We start from the raw sequence: 13,620 nt of genomic DNA on the forward strand, positions 1-13,620 counted from the left end.
CCCCCGTCTACGGAGCCCCAATGAGTCATTCAGCAGCGCAGCCCTCCCCGCCCCCCGTTCGTCGCGTCGCGTTTCTCGGCCTCGGCGTCATGGGTTATCCGATGGCCGGCCATCTCGCGAAAGTCGGCCTCGAAGTGACGGTGTACAACCGCACCGCGTCGAAGGCAGAACAATGGGCGTCCGAATACGGCGGCCGGGTGGCGCGTACCCCGCGAGAAGCCGCCGAGGGTGCGGATCTGGTGCTCGCGTGCGTCGGCAACGATGACGATCTGCGCAGCATCACCCTCGGCGACGAGAGCGCGTTTGCCGGTATGGCGCCCGGAACCGTGTTTGTCGACCACACGACAGCGTCGGCCGACGTCGCGCGTGAACTCGCCGATATCGCTACACAGCAAGGCCTGTATTTCATTGATGCGCCGGTCTCAGGCGGCCAGTCCGGCGCGCAGAACGGCAAGCTAACGATCATGTGCGGCGGCGAGTCACCCATCTTCGAGCGAACGTCTTCGGTACTTCAGCACTATGCGGCGGCGGTCACACTGATTGGCCCCGTCGGCGCGGGGCAACTGGCAAAAATGGTCAACCAGATCTGCATCGCCGGAATGGTGCAGGGATTGTCGGAGGCAATTAACTTCGGTCAGCTGGCAGGTCTCGACATGGACCGGGTGCTGCAAGTGATCGGCAAGGGTGCGGCGGCAAGCTGGCAGATGGATAACCGCGGCAAAACCATGATCGACGGCAAGTTCGATTATGGCTTTGCAGTTGACTGGATGCGCAAGGACCTTGGCTTCTGCCTGGAGGAGGCAAGGCGCAATGGAGCATCCATGCCGGTGACCGCGCTTGTCGATCAGTTCTACGCCGAGGTTCAGGCCTTGGGTGGCAGCCGCTTCGATACATCGAGTCTGATCATGCGCTTACGCGCGCTCAAACCGGGCAGCTGAGATCGGCCGGCGCGCGTGCATCCAGTGCCCTTCACTTGCGCCATCGCAACGGGCGGCGCAAGTGGTGGCGCTCCAGCCGCACTGCCGGGCCTGCGTGCAGGAAGGCAGGCATGCCACCAATCTGCACGCCGGCCTCGCGCTCGCGTTCCTCGTCGGCCTCCACAGTCTTGGTGGTATCGATGAAAAGTGCCGCCACGATACCGATCGCGAGCAGGCCCGCCGAGATATTGAACGGGAGGCTGTAGCTGCCGCTCTTCTCAATCAGATAGCCGAATACCACCGGGGACACCATGCCCGCCACGCCGAAACCTGTGTTCATCATGCCGCCGGCCGTGCCCGCATACTTGCCGGCAATGTCGAGCGGCAAGGTCCACAGCACAGGATTGGTGATTTCGAGGAAGAAGAACGATGCAGACAGCAACAGCACGGCGGTCAGCGGATTGGACGCGGATACCATCGGCAGCAGAAACGCCAGCGAGCCGCCCATGCCGACCACCAGCACCGCGCAGCGCGCGAACCGCAATCGCCCGGTAACCTTGTAGATCTTGTCGGATACGACGCCGCCAAGCGTGTCGCCGATCACACCTGCAAGCAACGGCAACGCCGTGAACAATGCAAGCTGTTTGAGATCGAATCCCCGTGACTCCCTGAGGTATGACGGCAGCCAGGTCAGATAGACCCACAGCAACCATCCATAACAGAAGTCGACAAACGTGACGAGCCACATCCGGCGGATCAGCTTGCGCCACGGAGTGGCCGCGTGCTTTGCGCGGTCGCAGTCGCCCGTACGGTAGCCGATTTCCGCCGTTTCCTCGGGCGTGATGCGCCGGTTCTGCTCCGGCGAATTCGTGAACACGAAGAGGTAAAGCACCGTCCACGCGAGACTCGCGACGCCGAGCAGGATAAATGCGTCGCGCCAGCCGCCCGTCGCCACCACCGCTAGAACAAGCGGCGGCGTGACCGCACCGCCCAGGCGCGCAAAGCTATGTGTAATGCCTTGCGCAAAGCCGCGTTCGCCGACCGGCATCCAGTAGGTAAACGCACGCGTGGCGGTCGGAAACGCGCCGCCTTCGCCGATGCCGAGCGCGAAGCGCAGCAGCACGAGAGTCGTGACACTGCCGGCAAAACCCGTGGCGAACGTGGCAGCGCCCCATATCAGCGAAAGCACCGTAAGCACTACTTTCGGCCCGTACTTGTCGGCGAGCCAGCCGCCGACAATCTGCATCGCGGCATACGGATAAGCGAAAGCCGAAAATACCAGCCCAAGCTGGACCGTCGTGAGGCCCATTTCATGGCGAATCAACGGACCCGCCACTGCGATATTCACGCGATCGATGTACGAAATGAAGTACATCACGCACATGACCGCGAGGATGATATGGCGTGTTTTGACACGCCGGATACGCGTCTCCATACTGTCTCCTATCTCTCTTATGTGTGTCCAGGTCGTCCGTGATCCGCCGATGCATGTGACGGATCGCGACTACCAACGTGTACCTGCTGGCTCAACCGTCTGACGTCGGCGCTATCTCAGGTGGGCACCAGCTTGAGCCGCTGAACCTTGCCCGACGGCCCACGCGGAAGTTCATCGACAAAACGAAATTCCTTCGGCGTCTTGTAGCGGCCGAGTTCGCGCAGGCAGTGCTCGCGCAAATCCGCCGGATCTGGCGCGGGCTGCCCTTCTCTTAGGCGCGGCACCACAAAGGCGACGATGTCCTGTCCATAAGCCGGATCGGGCATGCCGACCGCTGCCGCATCCTGTACATCGGGATGCCTGAGCAACGCTTCGTCTATCTCGCGCGGCGCGATGTTTTCGCCGCCCTTGATGATCAGCTCCTTCGCGCGGCCGTTGATGTAAAAGTAGCCGTCGTCGTCGCGGTAGCCGAGGTCGCCCGTGCGCAGCCAGCCATCGGCGGTGAAGGCCGCCGAGGTTTCTTCCGGTTGTTTGTAATAGCCGCCCATCACCTGTTCCCCGCGCAAGACAAGTTCGCCGCATTCGTTGGGCGCGCACTCGCGGCCATTGCGATCGATCACTTTCGCCTCGCCACCCGAAGGCAGTCCGATGCTGCCGATGCGCCGGCGCTCTGAATCGTACGGATTGCTGAATACCGGCGCGGCGGTTTCAGTCATGCCCATAGTCTCGATCACGCCGATACCGAAACGCGCCTCGAAGGCACGATGGTGATCGACAGGCAACGCCGCCGATGCGCTGCGGCAGAACTTCAGCGCCGACAGATCGAAGGTGCAGGGTTCGTCGGCGTTGAGCAGATAGGCGACGATCGTCGGGACCACATTGATCCAGGTACACGCATGACGCGCGACGTCACGCCAGAACGTGCGGGCGGAAAAGCGCGATGTGATCACCACGGAACCGCCGTGAAAGAGCGGCGCGAGCAGCGTCACGACCAGGCCGTTGATGTGATAAAGCGGTAGCGATGCTAGCACGCGGTCATCAGCGTTCAGCCGGTGTTCGCCGGTGATGTTGCGCGCGTTCGCCAGCAGGTTGCGATGCGTCAGCATGACGCCTTTGGGCGTGCCTGTGGTGCCGGAGGTGTACATCAGCAGAGCCACGTCTTCGCCATCCGAACCGTATGTCGGGTTCTCTTCTGCAACGCGCTGCGTGGAAGCGGGGGCTGCTTCGAGGGCCGACGCAGACCGCGCCGTGCCGCGCGGCACCGTTTCCGCCAAAGCGGGCTCGCAGCGCGCTAGTTCCGGCGGTGCGATAGCGTCCGGTTCTGTTTGAATCAACGCGATCTCGCGACTCAGGCCGTTTACCCGCAAATCGGCCACGGCCGCTTCGATCGCGTCGTGCGTGTCGCGTGCGACGAAAATCATCCGCGTATCCGAATGCTCGACGATATAACGCGCTTGCGACGCCTGGCACAACAGATTGAGCGGGTTCGCAATCAGCCCGCTGTACATCGCGGCGAGCAACAGACGCGCGGTCTGAATGCCGTTGCCCATGAACACCGACACGACATCGCCGCGCTGCAGGCCGGCCTCCCTGAAGCGCGTTGCCAGCATGCGGCAGTCATCGCGCAGTTCACGAAACGTCAGTACCCCTTCATGCCGCCCGTCCAGTTGCATTCCTTCTTCGTCGAGCGCGGTCAGCAGAAAGGGTTTATCCGCGTACTGCGCGGCGCGCTCGTCAATGAGCGCACGAATCGTTGCGGGCGTTTTCATTGGCCGAACCTTTTGAAGAAGTCCCCGAGCAGTTCGTCCACGTCCGGTACGCGCTCTTCAATCGGATAGGCAACCCGCGTGATGTTCAGGTAATGGCGAAACCCAAGGTTGTCCGAGAAATTGTTGCGGCCCCACGTGCCGCAGCCCATTGAAAGCGAGAATGGCAGACCGTTATCGAAATTGCCGCCGGTAGCCAGGCAGTGCGCCTGATTCACGATGACGCGCGCGACCGGCAGCGTGACGCCGAGTCGAACCGCCTGGCCCGCGTCGCCGGAATGCAGCCCGACGGAATGTCCTGCGCCCATATATTCATAGATGTCGCGCACCACGCCGGCCGCCGCGTCGAAATCGGCCGCGCGATACACGGCGAGAACCGGCGCGAGTTTCTCGCCGGAGAAGGGATAGTCGGCGCCAGCACCGCTTTCCTCCACCATCAGAAAGGCGGGGCGGCGCGCGGCGACCTCTTCTAGGCCCGCGACCCGCGCGATCACTTCAGCCGACTTCGCGGTGCACTGTTCGGAAAGCTTGCCGTCGACCCACATCGCTGCCTGCAAACGGGCTTTCTGGGCGGCGTCGAGCAGCACGCCGCCGCATGCGTCCAGTTCGGACAACATCGGCTGATATACCGCGTCTTCGATCACGAGGCTATTTTCGGAAGAACAGCTCGTCGCGTTATCGAACGTTTTCGAGTGAAGAATCTTGCGCGCCGAATCCCGCAGATCGGCGGATGCGGTGACGATCGATGCAACGTTGCCCGCGCCCACCCCGAAGGCGGGCGTCCCGCTTGCATAGGCCATGCGCACGTTCGCCTGCGAGCCGGTCGCAACCACCAGATCGCAATGCCGCATCAGGGCCGCAGTCGCCGGCTTGCTGATCGGCGCGGGCAGCATCTGTACGAGGTCCGGATGAATGCCGGCCTTGTCGAATTGCTCGTGGATGAACTCGAGCAGCAGCGAGCAAGACGAATACCCTTTCGGCGACGGTGCGACAATTACCGCATTGCCGCATTTGAGCGCATTGATGATCTTGTTGGCCGGCGTCGCGGCGGGATTGGTGGACGGCGTGACCGCCGCGACCACGCCGGCCGCGCGCGCAATTTCGACAACGCCGCGCGCCTTGTCCACGGCGATCACACCCGTAGTCTTCTGGCCGTGCAGATCGCGCAGCAGGCCGAGCGTCTTGCGAAAGTTCTTGCGGTACTTGTCGTCCGCATTGCCGAGGCCCGTGTCGCGCACAGCGAGGTCGGCAAGCTGCAGGTTGCGCCCAGGCTCCATGATGGCCCACGCGGCTGCGGCTGACGCTGTGTCCAGCGCCTGCTGCCCCGCGCTCTCGAATCTGCGCTGCGCGGCGCGGGCGCGTACAACGAGCGATGCCGCGATGCGCTCCGCTTCGCTGTCCACGGGTGTGTTTCTGAGTTCGGCTCCAGTGTCCCTGGCATTCATACGTTCAGCTCCGGATGGAAAGAGTGGCTGCGGTGGTATCAATCTAGCGAGCCGGGTCCAATCCGAAGTCCCGTTTTTTGCGCTATCGCTTATAACGCACTCCATAGCATCGAAACATGCAAAATTCGGTACTTTCCTTAGTCCCGAAAAACGATCAAGTCGATGCAAAATTGATCTTGTGGATACGGATGAATCCGGCGGCCAGGAGAGGGAATGACGACTTCCAATCAGTCGAATGCAGCGGCGGTGCGCGCGTTTAGGGTCCTCGAAATACTCGCCGAAGCCGGCGTCCCAATGTCGATGACGGATCTCGTCAACGCGCTTGGCCTGCCCAAACAGACGGTGCACCGGATCCTCGTGCAATTGATGGACGCGTGGCTCGTCACACGCGGCGCGGGGGATCGTTTGTATGAATGTTCGCCGCGCGTGCGCACGCTCGCGGTCAACGTGCTGATGCACGCGGGGCCGGCCGCGGCTCGCCATGTGCTGCTCGAACAGCTGGTGGCGAAAATCGGCGAAACCTGCAATCTGACGATGCTCTCAGGCAACGACGTGGTGTACGTGGACCGCGTCGAAACGGAGTGGCCGCTGCGCATGCATCTTCAGCCGGGCTCGCACGTGCCGCTGCACTGCTCGGCGAGCGGCAAGCTGCTGCTCAGCTTTCTTCCAAAGGAAAGACGTGAGCGGATGATCGAAACGCTGCCGCTACGCGGCTATTCCGAGCGAACCATCACCGACCGGGACGCGTTGCGCAAGGAACTGACGACCACACGTCGCCGGTTGCTCGCGATCAACAATCAGGAGCACTTGCAAGGGCTGATCGCCATTGCCGTGCCCGTGATACTCGATCGTAACCGGGCGTGCGCGGCGATTGCCGTTCAGGCACCCATCGGCCGCGTCACGCTCGACGATCTGCTCACCTTCCTGCCGGACTTGCGCCACGCCGCGGAGGAGACCGCGAAGACATTCCGGGAGTGAGACAGGTGGACAATGGCCAGGCGGAGCATGCAGCCGTACCCAACGCACGCCGTGCGTACGTCGCGACTGGCTGCCCGTAAAACGTTGCCGGTCATCGTGCCTGTACGACTGCCCCGAAAGTCCCCATCCGTCTCTTCTCGATCGCACGCGCCGACCATGCCGACACCAGCGCCGCGAACAGCACATACGCGCAGACCGTCCACGGTTTGCCGCCGTTCATGCGTACCATCACCGTGGCGATGATCGGCGTGAGCCCGCTCGCGAAGATGCCGGAGAACTGGTACACGAACGAAATACCTGTATAGCGAACTTCAGCGTCGAACAGTTCAGCAAAGAGCGCGGCCTCGGGACCGTACACCACGGCGTAGAAAATGCCGAAGGGAATGATGATCGCTAGCCAGATCATCATCGTGTTGGCCGGCTGACTCTCCATCAGCCAGAACGCGGGGAATACCGACGCGCCGCAAATCAGCGAGCCCCAGCGATACACGCGAGCCCGACCGAGCAGATCGGACAGATTGCCGAACAACGGAATGAAGAAACACATGACGGCCGCCGCTATCATCACGCCGAGCAATGCATCGGTACGGCTCATCGAGACATGCTGCGTCAGGTAGCCGATCGAGAACACCGCGAAGACATTGAAGAACACGCCGTCGATATAACGCGCGCCCATGCCGAGCACCACTGCGCCGCGATAGCGCGTGATCATGTCGACAAACGGTATCTTCACTTCGCGCCGGTTCCTTTTGAGCGCAAGGAACTCGGGGGTTTCCATGACCTTGACGCGAATATAAAGTCCGATCAGGACGAGGCCGAGCGAGGCGCCGAATGCGATCCGCCAGCCCCACGCCAGGAACGCCGTTTCGGGCAGCAGCCGGGAAAGTCCCGCGACCATGCCGGAGGCGAGGCATAGTCCGATCGACAAACCGATCTGCGGCAGGCTGGCATACAGGCCGCGCCGTTGAGGCGGCGCGTATTCGTAGGCCATCAGGACCGCGCCGCCCCACTCTCCGCCCAGCCCGATGCCTTGTAGCACCCGCAGCGATAACAGCAGGATCGGCGCCCAGATGCCAATTTGCGCGTAGGTGGGCACAAAGGCGACACCCGCCGTCGAAACGCCCATGATCACGAGCGTCAGGATCAACGCGGACTTGCGGCCGATCCGATCGCCGAAATGGCCGAACACGATGCCACCCAGCGGCCGCGTGACGAAGCCGACTGCGAAGGTGGTGTAGGCGAGCAGCGTCGACACCAGCGGATCGTTCGCCGGAAAATACAGCTTGTTGAAAACGATGCCGGCCACGACGCCATAAAGAAAGAAGTCATACCATTCGACAGTTGCGCCGATGACGCTGGCGAACGCGACACGACGTACAGCACGGGAATCGATTGCCATAGCAGCTCCTCAATGGACGACCATGCCGCGCTGAGTCCTGGGTTTTAAGTCGTCAAGCAGCGGCCGGACGGTAGACCCCAGTTGTCTCCTCCGGGGCGGCTTATAGACAGCGCTCGCACCGCCCACGAAGAGGTGCCGCGAGCACTGCGTGTTGCGGCTGTCACAGACGGTGGTCCGTGGTCCGCGGTTGTTCGCACTAGACGGCCACTTCGCGCGCAGGCGTCGTCGCCGCGCCTCGATCGGCGCTGCGCGCGTCGTCGAGGATCATGTCCGACGCTCTCTCAGCCACCATGACGATCGGCACATTGGTATTGCCCGACACGAGAGTCGGCATGATCGAGCAATCGACCACGCGCAGACCTCGCGTGCCGTACACGCGCAAGCGTTCGTCGACGACCGCGAGCGGATCGCTGGCCGGCCCCATCTTCGCGGTTCCCGACGGGTGGAAAATTGTCTGTCCGTATTCGCGGCAGAAATGCAGGAGTTCGTCGTCGGTCTGCGCCTCTGCGCCTGGCCGCACTTCACGCTTCATCAGCGCGGCCATCGGCTTCGCGGCGGCGACGCGCCGCGCGAAGCGCAGGCCGGCAATCGCCGTGCGCCGGTCGAGGTCCGTGTCGAGATAGTTGGGCTGGATGGATGGCGCCTCACGCATGTCGGCGGCGCGAATGCGCACCGTCCCACGCGACTCGGGGCGCAGTTGGCAAACGGAGTAGGTGCAACCGGAAAACGCGTGAACGTCGCCGCCGGCGGAATCCGCCGATAAAGTGGAGAAATGAAACTGGATGTCCGGCGTTGTCGACTCGTGCGGCAACGCCCGGCAAAACATGCCGCCCTGGTTGATGCCGACCGCAAGTGGCCCGCTGCGCATCAGCGCCCACTGAAGGCCCATCTTCGCGCGGCCCGTCCAGGAGCGCAGTTGATCGTTTGTCGTGATCGGCTTGCTCACCTCATAGATCAGACGGATTTGCAGATGGTCTTGCAGATTTTCGCCGACGCCCGCGCGATTGGCCACCACCGGAATGCCGTACTCCCGTAACAGCGCAGCCGGCCCCACACCGGACAGTTGCAGCAGTTGCGGAGACTGCAACGCGCCTGCTGCCAGAATGACTTCGCGATTCGCGCGCACTTCCCGCAGCGCGCCATGTTGCCGGTATTGCACGCCACTGGCGCGCGTCCCCTCGAAGAGGATCTTCGAAGCCGTGGCTTCGGTCGCCACGTGAAGGTTAGCTCTGTGCCGTGCAGGCTTCAGGTAGGCCACGGCTGTCGAGCACCGCAAACCGTGCCGCGTCGTCAACTGATAGTAGCCGACGCCTTGCTGGTCGCCCGTGTTGAAGTCCTCGACGGTTTCTATGCCTAATGAATTCGAAGCCGCAATGAACGCGTCCACCAGTTCGTGCCGCTGCTTGATGGTCGAGGCCCACAGCGGACCGCCGACACCGCGCGTGGGCGATTCGCCCAGTTCGTTGTGCTCGAGGCGCTTGAAATACGGCAGGCACTCCTGCCAGCTCCAGCCGCCGTTGCCGAGCCTTGCCCAGTGATCGTAGTCGTCGCGCTGACCGCGCACGTAGATCAGACCGTTGATCGAACTGCAACCGCCGAGCGTGCGTCCGCGTGGCCAGTACAAACGGCGGTTGTGCATGTTCGGGTCGGGGTCGGTATAGAAACCCCAGTTGTAGACGGGATGGAACATCGTCCTGGCATAACCGATGGGGATGTGAATCCACATGAACCGGTCGGCAGGCCCGGCTTCCAGTAGACAGACGGAATAACGGCCTCCTTCGGAAAGCCGGTTCGCCAGCACGCAACCGGCCGATCCTGCGCCGACGACGACAAAGTCGAATCGGTCTGCCATGTGATGTGTCTCCTGTTTTAACAAAACCGGTACGTTTCGGTCGAATTTATGTAAGAGACGTTCCAAGTTCAAGGATTTCCCCTTACCATCGGTTCATGTGAAACGAAAACAGGCATTTTGTTTCATTCCGAGTTGGACGATGGGCCGCGCAACGGATGCGGAACCTCGACTCTTTTCGACAGCAAGGAAGCGCTATGCAAGAACCTTGTCCCGTCGCGCGCAACGACAAACTTGCCGAAGACTCACGGGCGTTGCGCGCCCTGTCCGTGCTTGAACAGCTCGCGGTAGCAGGACAGCCGTTTTCGCTGTCGCAGCTGTCGGTGCGGCTGCGCATTCCCAAAGCAACGCTGATGCGGCTGATCGAATCGCTTGAAGCACAAGGCTATGTGACACACCTGCCCGATTCGCGCGGCGCCGACCGTGGCATCACGCTGGGCCCGAGAGCGGCGCGGCTCGCGCTGACCACGCTCGCCAACAATACGTTTGGGCGCGCCTGCCGCTCGCTGCTGCGCTCGCTCGTGGAAGCGCTCGGCGAGACTTGCAACCTCACCGCGCTCGACCGCGACACCGTGCTGTACGTCGAGCGGGTGGAAACCGCCGAGCCGTTGCGCTTGCATCTGGAGCCCGGCACGCGCGTTCCGCTGCACTGCACAGCCAGCGGCAAGCTGTTTCTTGCGCATATGCCGGTGGCCGAACGCCGTCTCGTGCTTGCGCGGCTGACGCTCGACCGGAAAACCCACGGCACGCTGACTGAATCGAGTTTGCTCGAGGCCGAACTGGATCGCCTGGCCGCCCGCGGCATTGGCATCGACAACGAAGAATTCGTGCGGGGCATGGTCGCCGTCGCAGTGCCCGTGTGGAACACTGCCGACGCCCATGTGCTCGCGGCGCTGGCCATTCATGCGCCTACCGCGCGGGCGAGCCTGCAGGAATTGCTGCAAGCCGTGCCCCGGCTTAAGGAATCCGCCTTGAAGATCGCCCCGCTGCTCAGTGCGGGCATGCCCGCGGCAAACCATGAGAATGGCGGCTCACGCTTTCGAGGAGATTGAGCAATGCACATCGACCCTGAAGCCCGTGCGACAACCGGCGAAGTCGCCGAATCAAATTTTGCGCAGGCCCCGCGTTCCGGAAAACGCAACGGTGCCGCGCCGAATCCGGTCTCCGCGTCAGTCGATCGGTCGACGAGCCGCCCGGATCAAGGTGGCGTGTACAATGATGCCGACCAATTTTCCGGAACGGCGGACGTGACTAAAGCGGATACCCCGACGCTGCGCGCATTCGCGCTGCTCGAACACCTCGTCAACACCGAAGGCCCCGTCTCACTGGCGGACATCGCGCAAGAGGTCACGCTGCCCAAGGCTTCGCTGCATCGCATGCTTGCTTCACTGGAGGCGGGTGGCCTCGTGATCCGCGAGCCGGGTCAGAAAAACGCTTATGTGATCGGCCCGCGACTGGCGCAACTGGCCGTCGGCGTCATGATGCATTCGGGCTCGCGCCGCTTACGCCATGCGATCCTCGCGCGGCTCGTCGCCGATCTGGGCGAGACCTGCAACCTGACGATGCTGCATGAAACCGACGTGCTCTATCTCGACCGGGTGGAAGCGCCGTGGCCGTTGCGCCTCGATCTCAAGCCCGGCTCGCACGTGCCCGCGTATTGCAGCGCAAGCGGCAAGCTGCTGCTCGCCATGCAGCCACGCGAACAACGCGCGGCGCTCGTGCGCGCGCTGAAACTCGAACGCTTCACGCCGAACACCATCACCGATACCGAATTGCTCGAAGCCGAACTCGACCGGACCTCGCACAAGCGCATTGCCATCGACAACGAGGAGTTTGTGGCCGGGATCGTATGCGTGGCGGCGCCGATTGTCGATGCGAGCGGTACCTGCATCGCGGCGGTCGCCGTCCATGCACCGGTGTCGCGCGCACCGCTTTCGCGGGCGCTCGAATTCGTGCCGCGGCTCAAAGAAGCCGCGCGAGAACTCGTCGAGACGTTCTAGGGAAGGACCGTCGCGGCTCTGCCGTATTCAACCCTTCGGCTGCTGCTCGCGCACGAGTTGGGCCAGGAGGCGCACGCCCGCATCGATCTTGTCGAGCCTGATCGCCGAAAAGCCCATGCGGAAGCAATTGTTCTGCTCCCGTCCGTTCATAAAGAATACGCTGCCCAACTCGATCAGGATGCCGTGCGCCTCGGCGTCGGCGGCGAGGCGCGTTGCGTCAAGCCAGGGCGGCCCCTCGACCCAGCATGAAGCGCCGCCGGTAACGGGAAAATGACGGGCTTCGGGCAGATGAGCGTCGAGGGCGGCCATCAGCACCTGGGCGCGTTCGCGATATGCGTACGCCAGCTTGCGCAACAGCGCGTCGTGGTGGCCAAGCGCGAGAAAGGTAGCGAATGCGCGCTGGATGTATGCCGCCGGGTGACGCACCATCAGCCGCCGTAATGCGCGCAACTCGGTAACCAGTTCGCGGGGCCCGACGATATACCCGAGGCGCAAGCCGGGCGCAAAAGTCTTCGACAGACTGCCAATGTAGATAACCCGATCCGCCGTATCCAGGCTCTTTAACGCCGGGTGCGGAGTACCGGAGAAATTGTTTTCGCTTTCGTAGTCATCCTCGATCAGCACAAAGTCATGTTGCTGCGCAAGTTCCAGTAGCGCATGCCTGCGTTGAATCGGCATGGTGGCCGTTGTGGGACACTGGTGGCTCGGCGTCACGTAGACATAATCGCACTGTCGAAACAGGTCGGCGTCCTCGACGGGACGCACCCCTCCTTCATCCACCGGCAGCGGCAACAGCAGCGCATTACGGTTTTCAAAGATGTTCCGGGCATCGGGATAGCCGGGGTTCTCGAATCCCACGGTGGTGTGCTCGCGGGCAAGCAGATCGGCGACGAGATAGAGCGCCTGCTGGCAGCCGATCGTGATCACGATTTCGTCCGGCATTGCAAAGACGCCGCGCCGCGGCAGCACTCGCGTGCGGATTTGCTGGATCAGCGTGTCGTCGTCGCGTCCGATCAGATCGGGCGCCCAGTTGCGGATCTCCATCACGGAAAGCGCCTTCATGCAGCACTCGCGCCAGTCGTTGGTCGGGAACAGCGACTGGTCGAACTGTCCGTAGATAAACGGGTACTCGTAACTTTGCCAGTTGCCGGGCTTAACGATATTGCGCTGGTCAGAAGGCCGCCGCTGAACCCGGTGAGCCCAATCTGGCCGCGCGATGGTCTCGTTGGCCGGGCACGTGGCAACCGTCTGTGCCGCGAAGGTACCAAGGCGCCCTTCGAGCATCGCCGGATTAACGAAGTGCCCGCTGCGCTCGCGCGATATCAGATAGCCCTCTTCCACCAGTTGCTGATAGGCCAGCACGACCGTATTCCTAGCGACGCTCAATTGATCGGCCAACTCGCGGCTCGACGGCAACGCGGTCTGCGGCGGCAGTTGCCCGTCCAGAATTGCGGCGACCAGCATCTGGCGAATCTGCCCTTGCAGGCTCATATTGGAGTCGGTCGAACGCTGAAAACGCTGGGTCCAAAGAGCCGTCGAAGTACGGCTAGACATGCTTCCTCCTGAAATGCGATGCACCGCGCGGCTGCGGCGGCGTGGGTGCGCATGGCCACTATTGTCGGCGCGCGTTGCGTTTCGGCAAGGGCGCACGGAGCGCCTGCGAACCGGCAATGTGGACTCAACGATCGGCGGCGTCTGGCACTAACTTGCTCTATTTTTTACTGACGATACTCGAATCACCCCGTTCGCCGCGATCGGGACAAGCACCGGTCGTGCTCGACACGACTTCCTGCTCCATAGCCCGCTACGTGAGAGACCTATTATGAAACAC

10 protein-coding genes are annotated in these 13,620 nt (G+C 62.6%); 4 read left to right on the plus strand and 6 right to left on the minus strand.

The features are described 5' to 3' along the window. The first annotated feature begins 20 nt into the window (after positions 1–20). On the plus strand, positions 21–938 hold the full coding sequence (locus tag C0Z16_RS32895) for an NAD(P)-dependent oxidoreductase (RefSeq protein WP_102636193.1): 918 nt from the start codon (positions 21–23) through the stop codon (positions 936–938). Positions 939–969: 31 nt separating this feature from the next. On the opposite strand, the gene C0Z16_RS32900 is transcribed toward C0Z16_RS32895, so the two are convergent. From C0Z16_RS32900 to sauS, 3 genes are all read right to left on the minus strand, one after another. Beyond that, positions 970–2,352 (minus strand): MFS transporter, encoded by a 1,383-nt coding sequence (locus C0Z16_RS32900; RefSeq protein ID WP_102636194.1) that lies wholly within the window; start codon positions 2,350–2,352, stop codon positions 970–972. A 116-nt stretch (positions 2,353–2,468) separates the two neighbouring features. Continuing rightward, positions 2,469–4,121, minus strand: coding sequence for an AMP-binding protein (locus tag C0Z16_RS32905; RefSeq protein WP_102636195.1), 1,653 nt, complete (start codon positions 4,119–4,121; stop codon positions 2,469–2,471). After that, on the minus strand, positions 4,118–5,563 hold the full coding sequence (gene sauS / locus C0Z16_RS32910; protein WP_102636196.1) for an acylating sulfoacetaldehyde dehydrogenase: 1,446 nt from the start codon (positions 5,561–5,563) through the stop codon (positions 4,118–4,120). The genes C0Z16_RS32905 and sauS overlap by 4 nt, the downstream gene beginning before the upstream one ends. Before the next feature lie 213 nt (positions 5,564–5,776). Here sauS and C0Z16_RS32915 point away from each other — a divergent pair, with 213 nt between their 5' ends. Then, positions 5,777–6,541, plus strand: a complete 765-nt coding sequence (locus C0Z16_RS32915) for an IclR family transcriptional regulator (RefSeq protein WP_102636197.1) — start codon at positions 5,777–5,779, stop codon at positions 6,539–6,541. Between the two features lie 91 nt (positions 6,542–6,632). Here C0Z16_RS32915 and C0Z16_RS32920 read toward each other — a convergent pair whose 3' ends face one another. Together C0Z16_RS32920 and C0Z16_RS32925 are read right to left on the minus strand one after the other, a co-directional pair. Next, the gene (locus C0Z16_RS32920; protein WP_027798350.1) at positions 6,633–7,940 is read right to left on the minus strand and encodes an MFS transporter; all 1,308 of its coding nucleotides are present in this window, start codon (positions 7,938–7,940) and stop codon (positions 6,633–6,635) included. Positions 7,941–8,136: 196 nt separating this feature from the next. Then, entirely contained in the window at positions 8,137–9,792 is a 1,656-nt protein-coding gene (locus tag C0Z16_RS32925; RefSeq protein WP_102636198.1) for a GMC family oxidoreductase, read from the minus strand. 194 nt (positions 9,793–9,986) lie between these two features. Here C0Z16_RS32925 and C0Z16_RS32930 point away from each other — a divergent pair, with 194 nt between their 5' ends. Next, positions 9,987–10,841, plus strand: a complete 855-nt coding sequence (locus tag C0Z16_RS32930; RefSeq protein WP_102636199.1) for an IclR family transcriptional regulator — start codon at positions 9,987–9,989, stop codon at positions 10,839–10,841. A gap of 195 nt (positions 10,842–11,036) precedes the next feature. Continuing rightward, positions 11,037–11,789: an IclR family transcriptional regulator gene (locus tag C0Z16_RS32935; protein ID WP_027798348.1), complete on the plus strand. Its 753-nt coding sequence runs from the start codon at positions 11,037–11,039 to the stop codon at positions 11,787–11,789. 27 nt (positions 11,790–11,816) lie between these two features. Here the strand turns inward: C0Z16_RS32935 and pdxR are convergent, their stop codons facing one another. Beyond that, complete coding sequence (gene pdxR / locus C0Z16_RS32940) at positions 11,817–13,343, minus strand: MocR-like pyridoxine biosynthesis transcription factor PdxR (protein WP_102636200.1); 1,527 nt, start codon at positions 13,341–13,343, stop codon at positions 11,817–11,819. Positions 13,344–13,620 lie beyond the last annotated feature (277 nt).

The organism is Paraburkholderia rhynchosiae (assembly GCF_002879865.1).
In the GTDB taxonomy this organism is placed as follows: domain Bacteria; phylum Pseudomonadota; class Gammaproteobacteria; order Burkholderiales; family Burkholderiaceae; genus Paraburkholderia; species Paraburkholderia rhynchosiae.

Excerpts from the sequence above, each read along its gene's own strand:
- C0Z16_RS32925 (WP_102636198.1), bottom strand. The coding sequence starts at position 9,792 with ATGGCAGACCGATTCGACTTTGTCGTCGTCGGCGCAGGATCGGCCGGT.
- C0Z16_RS32905 (WP_102636195.1), bottom strand. The coding sequence starts at position 4,121 with ATGAAAACGCCCGCAACGATTCGTGCGCTCATTGACGAGCGCGCCGCG.
- C0Z16_RS32930 (WP_102636199.1), top strand. The coding sequence starts at position 9,987 with ATGCAAGAACCTTGTCCCGTCGCGCGCAACGACAAACTTGCCGAAGAC.
- C0Z16_RS32900 (WP_102636194.1), bottom strand. The coding sequence starts at position 2,352 with ATGGAGACGCGTATCCGGCGTGTCAAAACACGCCATATCATCCTCGCG.
- pdxR (WP_102636200.1), bottom strand. The coding sequence starts at position 13,343 with ATGTCTAGCCGTACTTCGACGGCTCTTTGGACCCAGCGTTTTCAGCGT.
- sauS (WP_102636196.1), bottom strand. The coding sequence starts at position 5,563 with ATGAATGCCAGGGACACTGGAGCCGAACTCAGAAACACACCCGTGGAC.
- C0Z16_RS32920 (WP_027798350.1), bottom strand. The coding sequence starts at position 7,940 with ATGGCAATCGATTCCCGTGCTGTACGTCGTGTCGCGTTCGCCAGCGTC.
- C0Z16_RS32915 (WP_102636197.1), top strand. The coding sequence starts at position 5,777 with ATGACGACTTCCAATCAGTCGAATGCAGCGGCGGTGCGCGCGTTTAGG.
- C0Z16_RS32895 (WP_102636193.1), top strand. The coding sequence starts at position 21 with ATGAGTCATTCAGCAGCGCAGCCCTCCCCGCCCCCCGTTCGTCGCGTC.